The organism is Posidoniimonas corsicana, from assembly GCF_007859765.1.
Classification (GTDB): domain Bacteria; phylum Planctomycetota; class Planctomycetia; order Pirellulales; family Lacipirellulaceae; genus Posidoniimonas; species Posidoniimonas corsicana.
Genome location: NZ_SIHJ01000001.1, coordinates 662,027 through 677,713, shown reverse-complemented (window position 1 = coordinate 677,713; position 15,687 = coordinate 662,027). Strand labels below are relative to the sequence as shown.

Annotated in this window: 7 protein-coding genes and 1 CRISPR repeat array; all 7 genes read right to left on the bottom strand. The window is 63.6% G+C overall.

What is annotated here, in order from left to right; translation table 11 throughout:
• Window positions 1–444: 444 nt before the first annotated feature.
• Entirely contained in the window at window positions 445–5,106 is a 4,662-nt protein-coding gene (locus KOR34_RS02505; protein ID WP_146561920.1) for a hypothetical protein, read from the bottom strand.
• Between the two features lie 1,116 nt (window positions 5,107–6,222).
• Window positions 6,223–9,899: a CRISPR direct-repeat array (repeat unit 31 nt; unit sequence GTTTCAATCCGCGCCCCCGTGAGGGGGCGAT).
• Window positions 9,900–10,097: 198 nt separating this feature from the next.
• On the bottom strand, window positions 10,098–10,388 hold the full coding sequence (gene cas2, locus KOR34_RS02500; RefSeq protein WP_146561918.1) for a CRISPR-associated endonuclease Cas2: 291 nt from the start codon (window positions 10,386–10,388) through the stop codon (window positions 10,098–10,100).
• Between the two features lie 21 nt (window positions 10,389–10,409).
• The gene (gene cas1c, locus KOR34_RS02495; protein WP_146561916.1) at window positions 10,410–11,441 is read right to left on the bottom strand and encodes a type I-C CRISPR-associated endonuclease Cas1c; all 1,032 of its coding nucleotides are present in this window, start codon (window positions 11,439–11,441) and stop codon (window positions 10,410–10,412) included.
• A 37-nt stretch (window positions 11,442–11,478) separates the two neighbouring features.
• On the bottom strand, window positions 11,479–12,186 hold the full coding sequence (gene cas4 / locus KOR34_RS02490; protein WP_146561914.1) for a CRISPR-associated protein Cas4: 708 nt from the start codon (window positions 12,184–12,186) through the stop codon (window positions 11,479–11,481).
• Window positions 12,187–12,260: 74 nt separating this feature from the next.
• Complete coding sequence (gene cas7c, locus KOR34_RS02485) at window positions 12,261–13,154, bottom strand: type I-C CRISPR-associated protein Cas7/Csd2 (RefSeq protein WP_146561912.1); 894 nt, start codon at window positions 13,152–13,154, stop codon at window positions 12,261–12,263.
• Window positions 13,155–13,209: 55 nt separating this feature from the next.
• Complete coding sequence (cas8c, locus tag KOR34_RS02480; protein ID WP_146561910.1) at window positions 13,210–14,967, bottom strand: type I-C CRISPR-associated protein Cas8c/Csd1; 1,758 nt, start codon at window positions 14,965–14,967, stop codon at window positions 13,210–13,212.
• Entirely contained in the window at window positions 14,964–15,680 is a 717-nt protein-coding gene (gene cas5c / locus KOR34_RS02475; RefSeq protein ID WP_146561908.1) for a type I-C CRISPR-associated protein Cas5c, read from the bottom strand. Before cas5c ends, cas8c begins: the two co-directional genes overlap by 4 nt.
• Window positions 15,681–15,687 lie beyond the last annotated feature (7 nt).

Sequence of the window (15,687 nt, the reverse complement as noted above, 5' to 3'; positions counted from 1 at the left end):
GGAACTGGCTTCGCCAAACTTGAACGACGAACCCAAGGCGCCGAGGATGGTGGGCCTCGAAATGGGAGTGGACGACGGACATTACGGCAAAGGTCATCGCCACAAGTCTGCCGGTAGGGAGAAAAGCGGTAAACGCCGAGGAGGCTCTGGAGCGGCGCGTCAGCGAAGCTTCGGAATCCTTCTGGGATCGAGCTGCGGTGTGGGCTAACGATCTCATTGGATGCCTAACCTAGCTGCGGTGCCAACGTGACGGAGACGCCGCTGCGAGTTGGCCCTAACGTCAACTCAGCGAAGTCAATGCAACCGGGGCGGAAGCGATCTAAGAGAACCAGCAGCGGCAAGCGAGTAGCGAAGACTGCTGTCCCACCCGTGTAGGCGAGTCGCTGGCGAGATTGGGTCTGTAGTGTGGCTCTGCCACCACTCATGTGACAGGCCACACCCCGTTCAGGAGTCTCGCGTCGTCCGCGCGTAGTCACCCGGAGGCCAACTGTTCCCAACAACGTAGCCGAGTAGCCTAGCCCGACTACGCCGGGCCGCGCCCGCCAGCAAGAGGAGCGTGAATGCTGACGGCTCTGGAATGGTGGCGACGTTAGCGAGCACGACACCGTCGGTTTGGTACTTAACGTCGAACAGATAGTTTCCAACGCGGATCCGCTCTTCAGCGTCCAGGAACCTTCCCCCCAGGCTGGCCGCCTGCAAGATCAGAAACTCGTCGGTAGGCAGTGGAGAGAAACCGTCGACCAACGAGAGCTCAAGGAGCGCGCCGTCGATCGATGCATCCCCAAGCACGTCGAGCGCATCGTACCCACTGCCGCGGAGCACCCCGCCAAGTTCAACGACAAACCGGCTCCCCCCTCCCAGGCGGGCGTCGCCATCGATGGTCAGCAGGCCTGGCGACTCGCCCGGCGAGACCGAGGCGCCATCGGCGAGAACTACGTCGTTGCCGAGCACGCCGCCACCGACCAGCGCGGCGCCCTCGCCAGCAAGTGCCAGCTCCATTGGCGCGCCGCCCTTGAGGAGCGTGAGTGACTGGCCCGTCTCAGCGTGCAGTATGACGTCGACCACCGCCTCGTCGAGCCCGCGGTCGACCAAGTTCAGCACCGCGACTGCGGCGTCTGAGCGGATCTCGCCGAGCAGCTGCGTGATTCCGGCATTCAGGTTAGCGAAGTTGGTCTCGACTACCTCGACGCCGTACTCCAGCTCGGCGTAGCCGCTGACGTAGATAGGACCGCGAAATTGGAGCAGCTCGTCCGTGACTGCCGTGAGACGCGAGTTGTCCGCGAGGAAGGTCGGGCCAGCGACTTCCACGCCGCCGACGCGGGATTGCCCCGAGACATAGAGGGCGCCACCGATCTGCTGCTGGAATTGAAACTGAGGCAATCCTCGCAATTCTCCGGACTGCAGGTAGACCTCGTTGTGTAGGGTGTGTTCGTCGATGTCGCGGGAGTCGAGCTGCAGCACTCCGCCCGCAGAGACAGTGATGGCGCCGGATCCGAGTGCGTCGGCCTGACGCAGATTCACGGTCACGCTGTCGATATTGACGTCACCGGTGAAATCTGGGTTCGAGCTACTTATAGACAATAGGTTCTCCTGCCGCGGCTGTATCAGCCCGCGACCGGTGAAGGCGAGGTCGCCCCCGCCAGAAATCGGGCGGTTCAGCGCCGAGTTGACGCCCGTCGCTACGTACCTCTCGACGACGATCCGAGATGCCGCGGAAACGTGGATCTGTGAGTTGGCCGAGTAGTCTCGCGATGAGAACGTGGATGGCCCCACCAACAGCTCGCCGCCGGCCAACTCGACGGTGGCGCCGGAAGAGTAGAGACCAAGGCTTCCGCCCGTCACGACGAATCTGGCGTCCGCGAACGCGGACGCCCCAAGGTGGCCCTGCTCGACAACGACCCTCCCGCTAAATGTCGACCCGATTCCAGTCCTAAGGAAGGCGTTGCCGCTAGTCGTTTTGACAATCTCCCCCTCGCCTGCCAGGTTGACTTCGCTGACCAGGCCTCTCTCAAGGATGAGCTGCTGGAACGCGAGCGAGTTCTGGCTGCCGAAGCCGGCCTCGATCGAGCCGCCCTGAGTGACACGGATTGTGTCGAGCTGCTTCACCTCCGTGGCAGCGTAGTCGAGTTCGACAACGCCGCCCGCCACACTCAAGTTGGTGCCGGCGGGCAGGCTATTCACTGACTGGAAGACGACCGTCCCCTCATTGACGTAGGTAGTCCCGGTGTAGGAATTCGTTCCACTCAGGTAGATGTCATAGGTCTGCGCCCCGGGCGTTAGAGTGAGATCGAGTGGGGCGCCGCTCTCAACGATGTCTGCCCCGATGCCGCCCCGACCGTAGATGAGCAGCTCGCTGAGGCCCTGCGCGCCGGTGGACAGCCGCCCATTAGATAGCTGCCCCCCGTTGGCGAGGTTGAGACCGCCAGTCTCAATGTTCAGAGTTTGGCCGCCAAGATCGATTGTGGTATGGCTTGCATCGAAGCTAAGCGACGCTATCGTAGCCTCACGACTTAGAGTCGTTGTGGAACTCGTCACCGCGACGTGGTCGCTGGCCACAGCCGCATTGAGATTCGTTCGATCGATCGTCACCGGGACGATTCCACGCTCTGAGAAGGAAGCGAACAGGCCGATGCGATTGCTCGACGATTGGTGGTCGACGGCGATCAGCCAGGGCAGGATGCCGTGGGTCAGCTCGGGCAGCTCGGTCACGTGGGCTTGTGCCGTCGGCGAGACGTCGATCCTCGCCACAGCGCCGCGCTCCCGTGCGAGGCTTGCGAGCGTTAGCTGTTTGTCAAACGTCCGTTCCGTCGACGACGGGAACAGGTCTACGAGCGAGTCGCCCTCGACAAACCTCGCGGCGCCGACCACTTCATCGAGCTCACCGTTGCTGACGAGCGCGCCCCCCTTGAACTCGAGCGGAACCCCGTCGGGGATACGGTCGTTGATCTTCACGCCGCGGTTGTTCAGATCGAGGGTTCCATTACGGAAATCGGTCGCCTCGTGCAAACGGATCACCGACGTGTTGTTCAGCCGTCCCGCGCCGGCCACTACCACAACGGCTTCAACTACTTCGGTGGCACCGGTGTAGTCGGCGTCGGGCGTCGTGATCTCAAGGCGGAACTCGTCGCCTCTGGTCACCAAGTCGCCCCCGGTGATCGGCCCGGCCAGCTCGATGACCTTGCCGCCTAGTGTAGAACTACGCTCACCGAGATCGAGCCGTCCGTTCAATCGGACTCGGCCGCGGCTAGCGAACATCCCCGGCGCCCAGAGGTCTCCCGTTGCGTTATCCAGTAGAATCTCTTCGTCATACTCCACGACTCCGGTCTGGTTGAAGTCAACCACCGCGCCCGGCCCAACGACGTGTGTCGCGCCCGCCGTGGTCCCGAAGGAATCGGGCGAGGTGATCTTGAGCCGCCCCTCCTCGACGCGGATAGCGCCGGCGTAGCCTGGCAGGGCGCCCAACTCGGCGTCGACGCCGGTCGTCTTGCGGATCAGCGACACGCCGGTCAGGCTCCCGTCGATACGCCCGCTCTGCAGCTCGATGTCGCTGTTCCTCACATGGAGCGAGGCCCCCGGCGTAACCGCCAGTTTGCCGCCCTGGCGGACGACGGCGTCATTGATCGTGAGGTCGGCGTTCACTTGCAGCGAGCCTTCAACGATATCGACGTCTTCCAGGTAGGATCCGACGTGGTTCACCACGACCGCCTGGGTCCGCGGGGGGTCGAACTGCCGGGTTGTCGCGAGCCTTGGCAGCCGCGCCTGCTGGGCGTTCAGCTCGACCACTCCCTTTTCGGCGACCACCACTGGTTCGTTGGTCGATGCGTTCAAGATCAAACGATTGGAGCCGACGTAGGTCCCCTGCTGAACGCTGCCCAGCGCGGCGGGTGAGTTTATCGTCACCGTTCCCGTTCCGCTGAGCAACGTCTTGGCCGCGTAGGTGCCGTCAGTGTGCAGGACAACCGGGGCGTCGCTCCCAAGGGTGAGCGAAATCGCCGAGCCGATGGCGCCTCCGTAGTAGTCACCGCTGCGAAGGGCAGCGGCCCTGCCCGTCAATTCAATCGCTCCCATCACCGACAACCCCGTAGCTGTGAGCTGGCCTCGATCGAGCGTGATCTTGCTCGCAGCCGGCGTGCCGACGTTAAGGGTCAGGCTACCCCGCTGGACCAGGAAACCGCGGTCGCCGTTCGGCAGCACGTCGACCACGACACTGGCGTTTTCGTGCACCTCGATCGGGGTTGACGAGACGCCGAACACATCGGGCCGATCGATGACGTAGTTTCCCGCGAGGATTGTTCGCCCCTGGTAAGCGTTAACCACGTTCAGCAGCACGCCGCCGCGGATGGTTAAATCCCCGTCGTGGGCGAGCGGCGCATCGACGCTAATAACACCGTCCAAAAAGAGACTGCCGGCGCCCGTGGATCCGCCGGTCCAGGTCGCGCTGTCACCTTGCCGCGCCCCAAAGACCACCTGGCCGCCGGCCCCGTCGGCAACAATCGGTAAGGCGTACCCAGGCTGCCTGGGGAACTCGACCACTCCGCCCGCCACCGTCAGAGGAATGTCTGCGCTGAGCGTGTCCGCGGAGTACTTGAGCTCGCCCGCTTCGATGCGGAAGGGCTCTCGAGTCGGCGCGAGGATATTCACCGCCCCACCCTGGATCGTAGTACCAACAGAAGTGGCGCCAAACGGCGTGGCCGAGTTGGCGTTGACCTGCCCAGAGACAATCGTTGTCTTCCCGCCGTAGGTGTTGTCGGCGTTGATCTCAATCCGGTCTCGCGACTCATTGCCGAGCGTCAGCCCACCAACTCCGGAGATGACGCGCGCGAGATTGGTCGAGCCGAGGTACGGCTCGAAGAGTTCACCCCTGCCGTCGAGCCGCAGCGGGTTCTGCGGGCGGAGGATGCTCGAATCGCTCAGCAGTTCGATCCCGCGCAGAGCTGTGACTCCGGACGGCGCGAGCGTCCCGCCATCGAGCACAAAGTCCTGGCGAGGCGTGCCCAATACCGGCAGCACTTCGCCGGGGCCGACGTAGGTCTGACCGCTGGTAGTTAGCGACTGGAGCCCAACAAGAATCAAGGCGCCGAGCATCCGAAGGGGCAAGACTCTCATACAACTCCGCCTGACTGTACAAACTGGTTCATCTATGGCTGGCGCGCATCTTAGCGAGTCCCGTTCAGATCTCTCGCCCTACAACGGGCCGCCTCTAGCGATGGCGCCAGAGATGTGTTGCGAAAACGCACCACTGTACTCGATTACGGGTTGACTCATGTGCCACGATTCAGGCAAACGCAGCCCGTAACCGGCCCATCGAACACGCACGCCGTCCGACGAGATACCCTGCGGGTTGAACGCACGTACCTGCGGCAAATATCCCGGACCCACCCCACTCTGAAGAAACCACGGGTCTCGTTGATTCTGACCGGGATTACCTATAGGGACTTGCCAGGATCCACTCCAAGGTCGGAGTCTCACCTATTGTAGCAGCATGCGCCCACCCGCGTCTATGCTGGGGGTGCGCCACGCGATCGGCCAGCCGCAGTTAGGGCAGCGTTGCGAGACGCAGCCGCGCGGAGATGAGCCCAGATCGCTCAAGCGGATGCTGCACGATACCTCGCGGGACACCACCCGCAGTTAGGCTGCCCAGGCGTTCGACGCGTTTCTCGACCGCCAGCTCAAGCAGGCCATGTCGATTTTGTGCCGACAGAAAGACTGTGACGACATACTCCCCTTCTACGAATTACCCGAGTAGTGGGGCCACCTGCAGACCACCGAATCTGATTAAGAGTGCCTTCTCCACCATCTAACTGCATTACCGAAGGACCAAGGGCTGCGGCAGACGCACCAACTCGCTCACCATGCTGTTCAAGCTCGCCGAGTACGTGTCAGAACGTTGGTGGGCCGTCAATTGAGCGCTGCAGCTGCCCAACGTCCTTCAAAGAACCTCGTTCCAAGACACACTCTCACTCCATGCCGCCGCCTGCGTCGTTCTCCGTTTACCACTCCTAACGGTCCTGCCGCCGTTGCCTCACTGACGCCAGAGTGGAATCTCAAGAATCTTCAGTATTTCCTTGAGCCCAAGCAGGCTGGAGCCTGCTGAGATTGCCACAACCGTCGGCACGAACGCTCCCTCAACGCTGCGGGCGGTATTCACTACTTTGCGGCTACTGGCCTACCTCGCAGAACGGGCGACTCTGGCAGATGAAAATCAGCGGTCACGAACATGTGGTTTCAATCCGCGCCCCCGTGAGGGGGCGATGACATCAAGACTTACACCGGCTACGACAACACCAAGTTTCAATCCGCGCCCCCGTGAGGGGGCGATACGCCCCGAGCCCGCCCCGCCGTACTCGCTGCCGTTTCAATCCGCGCCCCCGTGAGGGGGCGATTTCCGGTCGGTTTTCTATCCCGCGACCAACAGGGTTTCAATCCGCGCCCCCGTGAGGGGGCGATCCGTCGCAGCCGGCGGTGGTCGAAGTCTGGGGAGTTTCAATCCGCGCCCCCGTGAGGGGGCGATGACACGGACGCCGAGCGGTTCGGCTGGGTGTGCCATGTTTCAATCCGCGCCCCCGTGAGGGGGCGATAGACCGGCCCGCCCAAGGAGTGGATCATCGAGCGGTTTCAATCCGCGCCCCCGTGAGGGGGCGATGCCCCGATTGACTCCAGCACAAACACCCGGTCGTAGTTTCAATCCGCGCCCCCGTGAGGGGGCGATGTAGCAGCCTTCCGCGACGTTGCCCTCGCCTACCAGTTTCAATCCGCGCCCCCGTGAGGGGGCGATTTGAACGCCTTGTGCGTGCCCGCCTGGGCGTAGTTTCAATCCGCGCCCCCGTGAGGGGGCGATGACGACACGCATGCAGTTCGCGACGGTCTGGTTGTTTCAATCCGCGCCCCCGTGAGGGGGCGATCCGGCGTGCGGGATGTAGCCCTTGGACGTTTCGCGGTTTCAATCCGCGCCCCCGTGAGGGGGCGATCGTGTTTCGTTGGCATCCGTACGGACGAGAGCCTGTTTCAATCCGCGCCCCCGTGAGGGGGCGATGCCCGGTCGGCTGATCTTCAGCACCACGCCAGACGGTTTCAATCCGCGCCCCCGTGAGGGGGCGATGGTGAGCAACGCCTGATCGCACTGGAGTACCCGGTTTCAATCCGCGCCCCCGTGAGGGGGCGATCTGACCTCCTAAAGGTGACAAGCGATGGCAAAGAAGTTTCAATCCGCGCCCCCGTGAGGGGGCGATAGGATTCGAACCTGCGACCTTTTGACCCCCAGTCTGTTTCAATCCGCGCCCCCGTGAGGGGGCGATGGTGAGCAACGCCTGATCGCACTGGAGTACCCGGTTTCAATCCGCGCCCCCGTGAGGGGGCGATTCGGTACGAGGTCCGCTACGAGTTCACGGCCGCGTTTCAATCCGCGCCCCCGTGAGGGGGCGATGGGCTTTGCTACTAACTTGCTACTAACGTCCGCAGTTTCAATCCGCGCCCCCGTGAGGGGGCGATACGACATTCACAAGCTCAAGGCCAAGGCGGCAAGGTTTCAATCCGCGCCCCCGTGAGGGGGCGATCACAATGCCGCCGACCACCGCGATTGCCAGGAAGTTTCAATCCGCGCCCCCGTGAGGGGGCGATGAGCTTGATTGACTCCCACGCAACGCGGGCGCGGTTTCAATCCGCGCCCCCGTGAGGGGGCGATGGGGTGGGCACAATCTCCGCCAGCAGCATTACTGGGTTTCAATCCGCGCCCTCGTGAGGGGGCGATTGCGGCGCGTCAAGCTTCTCGGCGAGAACTCGCGGTTTCAATCCGCGCCCCCGTGAGGGGGCGATCGTCGGCGATGGCGTGGGTGATCTTCAAATGGGGGTTTCAATCCGCGCCCCCGTGAGGGGGCGATTCGAGACCGATGGCTGCGGCCCGTGTCTCAAGGCGTTTCAATCCGCGCCCCCGTGAGGGGGCGATGTTGGTGGACTGTCGCTACAGATCCGTGCGGACGAGTTTCAATCCGCGCCCCCGTGAGGGGGCGATGCGGCGGGAGTCGAACCCGCTCGGGCACGGATTGTTTCAATCCGCGCCCCCGTGAGGGGGCGATGGCCAGCGGCGGACCCTCGGCCCACTGGTGTCGCAGGTTTCAATCCGCGCCCCCGTGAGGGGGCGATGTGGGCACAGCGCCCTGCTGCCGAGCCTTGAGCTCTGTTTCAATCCGCGCCCCCGTGAGGGGGCGATCAGGAGTCGTCAAAGTGACTCCGGCCGAACGTGTTTCAATCCGCGCCCCCGTGAGGGGGCGATCCAGCGGGTGGTTGACGAGTTCATGGAGCGGGAGTTTCAATCCGCGCCCCCGTGAGGGGGCGATGGCCGAGGCAGCCGCGCCCTTACGCTACCCCTCAAAGTTTCAATCCGCGCCCCCGTGAGGGGGCGATTCACCGCTGGACGGCCAGCCGTCGACGAAGTGGGTTTCAATCCGCGCCCCCGTGAGGGGGCGATGCCCCGCCGCTCTGCAAGAGGCCGCCGGCCAGTACGTTTCAATCCGCGCCCCCGTGAGGGGGCGATGGCCAGCTCGTGACAACCTGGCTCCACGTCGAGTTTCAATCCGCGCCCCCGTGAGGGGGCGATGTGAAGTCGACAAACTGCTGCGCGGCGTCGTTCCAGTTTCAATCCGCGCCCCCGTGAGGGGGCGATACCAGCTGACCGTGGACTCGGATGCTTACGGTGTGTTTCAATCCGCGCCCCCGTGAGGGGGCGATCAGGATTGCTCGCATCACTTGTCGGTCTCCTATAGTTTCAATCCGCGCCCCCGTGAGGGGGCGATGGCGTGCACCGCTCGACGATTGGCTGCAGCGAACTGGTTTCAATCCGCGCCCCCGTGAGGGGGCGATTCAGGTGGTTGACGACCACGCGGACCTGGTCGCGGTTTCAATCCGCGCCCCCGTGAGGGGGCGATACAAGTTGATAGTTGGTCCGGTCCTTTGGTTTGTGTTTCAATCCGCGCCCCCGTGAGGGGGCGATCTCGGTCAGGTCGTCGGTGCCGTCGGGCGTGGTGCTGTTTCAATCCGCGCCCCCGTGAGGGGGCGATAGCATTTGGGGACCTGATACCCCAGGAGTGAGTAGTTTCAATCCGCGCCCCCGTGAGGGGGCGATTCCGGCAGCTACAGGCCGACGCCAGGTTCGACATGTTTCAATCCGCGCCCCCGTGAGGGGGCGATGCGGAGCTGGGCGCGGAGGCACGCCATCGATTCGTTGTTTCAATCCGCGCCCCCGTGAGGGGGCGATGATCTGGTCGAGTTCTCGGTGAACCATACCGAGGTTTCAATCCGCGCCCCCGTGAGGGGGCGATCCAGGTCCCCGTCGGCCTCACGCAACGCGTCGGCGTTTCAATCCGCGCCCCCGTGAGGGGGCGATTGCCGGTGGTAGCCGTAGTCCGCCACGCTCCGCGGTTTCAATCCGCGCCCCCGTGAGGGGGCGATTCGACGCCGCTGACACGCACTGGGTCTTGCGTGATTGTTTCAATCCGCGCCCCCGTGAGGGGGCGATGACCGGTCCGGCGCAGACCTGCGCGTCGTCGTGGTTTCAATCCGCGCCCCCGTGAGGGGGCGATCCTTGGCTGCTGCAAATCACTCAGTCGGAGAGCCGTTTCAATCCGCGCCCCCGTGAGGGGGCGATGACGTTCCCCGACTACACGTCGGACATGAGCTGGTTTCAATCCGCGCCCCCGTGAGGGGGCGATGATGATCGGCGACAAGGCCCAGAGCGTCGGCGAGTTTCAATCCGCGCCCCCGTGAGGGGGCGATCGCGTCCGCGTCGGTCGGCGCGTCGTCGCCGTAGTTTCAATCCGCGCCCCCGTGAGGGGGCGATGACCACCAACGAGCTGGTGGGCCGCTCGGCGTGGGTGTTTCAATCCGCGCCCCCGTGAGGGGGCGATCCCGAGCCGCCTAGTCTCTTGCGTGTAACGACTTGGGTCAAGCGATCCGCGAGGGGCTGCTGATGAGGCACGCCGAGACGCAGGCCGGGATTGCAAGGCCCCATAAGGCTCGAATGCCACACGGGTTGTGGAATCCGCGAACCTCCCGGGAAAAGCACGAGCGCACCGGGTTCGCTGCACGCCGATACGGACTCTTGGCTAGATGATCAACGGCCCATCGACATCATACCCCGGCTTGCTGCCGTGGTGCTCGACGCGACGCTGCCAGTTCGCCCCGAGATGGTAGAAGCGGAGGCTGTCCTCCTCGGGCTTGATCAGGCTGAGGAGCCGCGCCCGGCACTCGGTCCACTGGGCGGGATCGACTTTCATCTCAAACACCGAGTTCTGCACGCGTTGGCCATAATCCAAGCAGGCCTTGGCGACGCTGCGGAGGCGTTTCGCGCCGCCTGGGGTAGCGGTGGCGACGTCGTAGGTGACCAGGACGTACAACAGGTTTCTCCAGAAGGGACACTACTTCCACAGGTAGGGCGGGTAGGCATCGATATCGCCCCGCAGGTATCTCGCAAACAGCCTCGCCTGCAGGTGGATCACGAGACCGATCGTGCAGCGTTCGCCCAGAAAGGTATGGGTCGTCTCTTCCTGCTTGCGGTTCTGCCAAGCCACAAGTAAATCCTTGCGTGCCTTCTCTTTCATCAGTACTGCGCCACTCTCGACGGTTTGAAAATCGTTGGGGCGCACCTGCCCTCGGTTAATCAGCGTCAGCACAAACCGATCCGCCAGCCACGGTCGGAACTCCTCCATCAGGTCGAGCGCCAGGCCAGGGCGACCGGGGCGGTCGCGGTGCAGGAAGCCAACGGCGGCGTCCAGGCCGACCGATTCGCACGCGCTGCGCACGTCGGACATCAAGAGCGTGTAAACGAACGACAGCAGCGCGTTGATTCGGTCGAGCGGCGGACGGCGGGACCGGCCTCGGAACGCGAAATCGCCCCCGCCGGAGGTGCGGAGCGTGTCGAACGTGGCAAAGTACTGCAGCGCGGCTTCTCCCTCGATCCCGCGGAGCCGATCCGTCGAATCGGCCGCCTTGGCCTCGACGATGCTGGCCCCCATCCGCTTGGCGGACCGCGAGAGGCGGTCCGCTCGCTCTCCGGTGGCGTCGTCGCGTGCGGCGCGGTTGAGCACTGTCCGGCAGTTGCCTAGCTTGCCCAGCACGAACGATCGGGCCGCCTCACAGGTTGCTTTCTCATCATCGGCCGCCCGATACTGCTGCCGACGCAGCAGGACATTGCCCGGGGAGTAGCCGACCACGGCCGCGCGGAATCGGCCGCTCTCCGACAGCAGCGAGAGTGAAACGCCCGCCTCCGCGCAGGCGGCCATCAACTGCGGGCTCAGCCCAACGCGGCCGAAGCAGGTGATCGCGTCCAGGTTGTGCAGCGGCACCCTCAGGCGGGTCTTCTTCTCGATCCGCACCGCCACGGCCTGGCCGTCCTTCGCCAGGTAGGCGCCCTGGGTGGTGATAAAAAGCGTGTTGAGATGAGTCTTCATGGGACAAGACGCCGTGCGGTTCTGCCAGAGGTCTGCGTCACGACTCCGCTTCGGCCGCACGCTCTAACTGCCGATCGATAAACGCCCGGGCGGACCTCCTCCGCATCGACTCTGGCAGGCAGAGCGGCAGCAGCGAGCAGGTTTCGCATTTCTTCTCGCGGACCGCTGGGGGAGTCACTCCACGGTAGAGCAGGTCACGCAGGCGGTCGGCGGCCGAAAGGGTGCTTGAGCGAAGGTCGGTATCAAAAGGCACCGGATAGCGTTTGCGGAGCCTGCCGTAGTACAGGGCGCCCTCGCTGATCGTAACGCCGTGCATCTCTTCCAGGCAGATCGCCTGGGCGCAGAGCTGAACCCGGTCGGAATCGTTCTTCTTGGGCTTGCCCCGCTTGTACTCCACGGGCGTCACGACCCATTCGGCTAACTCGTCCTGGCTGGCCCGCCGCAGTCGGCTGGCCAGCGAGCCCCGCGAGACCCTGGCGCCAGTCGGCGGCCGGTACAGCACAATGTCCGCCACGCCGCTGACGCCCAGCACGAGCGACCGTAGCGGCAGCCCGCGGGCGATCCGCTCGCCGTCGCGGGTCTCGGGTTTGCCGTCGTGGGCCTTGCGGTGCAGCACCTGGCCTTCGGCGGTGAAGCGATTCTCGGCCCACACCCGCTCCACGTGAATCAACGCACACTGCCGCTCGCAGAACAGCAGGTGTTGCAGGGCGCTGATTGGCAGGAGGTCGGATTCGGGGTGGGGCATGATGTTGCTCGGGGAGTTGGGCGTTCCCGCATATGCTAACTCCTGCCTGCCAAACGTAGCCGATCCGACTGTCGTCAGAACTTGCGATCGATCGTGATGCCCTCAGGCAGTTCGCTTTCGTCGACGAGCACCTTATAGTCGTCGAAAGACCGTGCCGGCAGCCCCTCCAGCGATTCCTTACGTTCGATCCTTACACGTCCGAACAGCTTGCTGGCCGGGGCGTTACCAAGGGAATCGGTATGCTCAAAGCAGATCAGCGACTGGGGCGACATCTCACCGCGCGACGAGGAACGGTCGGACTCGAACATCTGTTCGAGCGCCTTCCAGAATAAGTTGAGGTCTTGTTCGCCAAAGCCGGTCTTGGCGGCGAGGTAGGGATTAATGAAGCCGTGCACGCGGTACAGGCCGTATGGGACAGTGAACTTGCGCCCCATGGTGCGGTTGCCGCCCTCTTGCTTCTCCGCCTCACGCTCGGTCGTCACCGCGCACCGCGTTACCGCGTGCTCCTGGGCCACGATGGGTTCGACACTCTCGGCGATGGCGAACTGAATTGGTCCCCGCACCTGCCCGCAGTTCACGTCAGTCGTCATGACGGCGCCAAAGGTTCGAATATCGAAGAAGTTCTGGCACATCCACTTGGTGAGATTGCGATCTTCTTCGGCCTTGTCCTTCCCCTTGGATTTCCGCTTCTTGGCGTCAATGTCAAGAGCCTTATAGGCCAGGCTGTGCTGGTCGTTCAGAATGGCCTTCTCGCGTACGTAGATGCGGAATCCCTCGGCTTCGGCGTCCGAGTCGCCGTTCTTCACCAGATCAACGAAATTACGGACCTTACGCTTCAAGCAGACGTCGGTAACCAGGCCGTGACCGGTCTCCGGATCGACCCGTGGCAAGTTGCCGGCGTCGGGGTCGCCGTTAGGGTTGCCGTTCTTCACATCGAAGAGGTAGACGAAGTCGATTCGCGGGATCATGTCCTGAGCCTTAGTGAATGTCTGGAAGAGATGTGTCCGTAGGAATTACCCGAGGTTACACTGCAGCGGCGGGATCAAGCGCTGGCTTAGGCGCCTTCTTCGTGAAGATGTCCTGCCGCTGATGGTAGTAGCCGATCGCGAACAGGCCCTGCTGCTGCAGGTTGAGGTGCGATGGGAACCCATTGATCCGACCAGTGATCTCTTGGATGCGGCGCTCGTGATAGGTGCGGGCGCCTTTCTCCAGCTTGCCGAGGTGATGCTGGTTCATGCGGATGATCCTAGGGAAGACACTGCCGGGCGTAGCGGACGCGGCGCCGAAGTAACGGTCTTTGATTGTGTCGTTGATGCCCGGGAGAGCGTCCTCTTGGGTCTTCTCAAGTTCGGCAAAGAGTCTGCCCAACTGATATGCTTCTTCAGTGCGTTCAGGGTCGAGGCTCATCAGTAGCTCCTGAGCGAGTGGCTGAATGTTGTTTCGGGTGTTGCGATTCAAGCACGCCTTGATCGCCGCAGCCCTGACGTACCGCACCTCGCAGTCTGCCCGGACGCGGCGAAGCAACGCGGCATAGAACATCTGTGGGTAGGGCCGGCCGGTCAAGATCGCCCGCAGCAGGGCGCCCTCCAGCAGGTCGGGAACTTCTTTGGCCTCTCGTGCGGTCTCGCCGATGAGCCGCCACAGTGGCGGGTGGGGTTGGTCCTTGGGGCCGTGGCAGATCTCGAGGTCCTTGAAGTGCTTCCCCAGATTAGCCAGGAAGTCCCCTAGCGTGCTCTCGTGCCAGAACCGCACCGAGATCCGCGCCGCGTTGGGCGCCAGGCCGAGCACATAGAACGGGGTGTTCGGGTCCTTGAACTTGGGTGGGAAGGAGCCATTGGCGATCGCGTCAATCAGGTCATGGACTTCGCTGAGCTGGGTATCATCCTCCGTCTTGGTGCTCGGGTTGAAGAGCTGCTCAATAAAATCTTCGGCAGGCGACGGAGCGGCGGTCCAGAACACGACCGACGTGTCGCCAACGGAGAGTCGTCGGCCAGCAGAGCGGTCAAGCAGCCGATTTAGCGCCGTGCAGTAGCGGAAGGCGGCTTGCTCGGACACCGGGGCGTTCACGCTCTGCTTCTTGCCGTAGGAATCGAAGGCGTCCAGATTGAACGAGACCAGCGCAGCTCCCGACGATTGGCCACCGTAGACTCCTTTAATCTTGGGCTCGTGCAACCGGGCGATGGGCGCAACCTCGCCCGTCACCAGGCATTGGCCAAGGGTGCCAACTTCTGCCGTCTCTTCTTCAGCGAATTGCTTCAACCACCAGTCACGCACCGGGGCAGCGTGGTGAACGTAGGGCAGCGTGTTGCGGATCTTGAACACGCCAAAGCCAGTTCCTAGTTCGACAAGTGCCGGCTGGTCGATCGCTTTCGTAGGGTCCCAAGCCTCAAGGAACCGGCAGACGGCGCTGAACTGCGAGTCGTTGACCTGCGGCTCGGCATCCAAGTGGCGTTGTCGGAAGGCGGCAAACGCTTCGGCGGTGCGCTCCGGCTTAGGGTCGTCCGGTCTATAGCCCAGCATGTATGCAGCATTGTCCCACAAGAAGCAAGGGTTAATGCCAGAACCCGAAGGCTTCGAGTTGCCCGGCACCACAACCGACCGGTGCCGATTCCTTCCCTTCGCGTCAGGCTGCCGCGCGTCCTGCACCTCGTGCAGCGTCCCATCGGCGTCGATCACGACACAGAACGAGATCTGCTGGCGGCTGAAGCCGTACTCAGCGACGCCGCTGTCGGGATCGGCCAGCAGCCGCTCGTAGTACGCGTTGAGGGCCCGGAGGATCATGCGTGTCCCCCAACGTCGGCCATCGCCAGCGGTGGGACCTCGATTACGCCCTGACGCATCTGGGCGTCAAAGAACCGTGCCCGGGCCGTCAGCGGCTCGCCCGTGTGGCCCGAGACGGTGTCAGCGTCCTTTGGTTTGTCCACCGGCGTGAACACCATGTCATGCAGCATGAGGCCGAGATCACGTTCGCCAGCCAGCTCGGACTCCGGGATCGGGCCTTCGACCCACTCAAAGTCGCAGGGGAACTCGCGGTTGCCCAGGTAGGGGCGGTGGAAGCACTGGCCCTTTTCCGCCCGACGCTTGAACATGTTGTAGTGCTTGGCGATCGGGTCGCTGTGGTCGAGGAGGTCGAAGCGGGCCTCAATGATGTACTCGACATCCCGCAGGATGGTGGCCGCGCGCTGCTGGCGGACCTCGTCGACGTACAGGGCAAGCGGCTCCTTGAGCGTGCCGTTCATCGCCTTTTTGGCGTTGGCGGCCGAGGCCTTGCTGGCGACCTCGTTGCGGCGGAGGTTCGTGAAACGCGGCGGCTTGTAGACGTGGATCCGCTCCACCACCCAGCGCACCTGGGGCTTCCAGTAGATCGCTTCGAGAATGCCGCGGGCCGCCGACGGGGTGATGACGTCGTAGCTCAGCCGCTCGACCTTGGTCTCAGGGCGGGTGAAGCAGGCGTAGTCTCCCCAGATACGGACTGCGATGGGGGATCTACCCATGATTCTG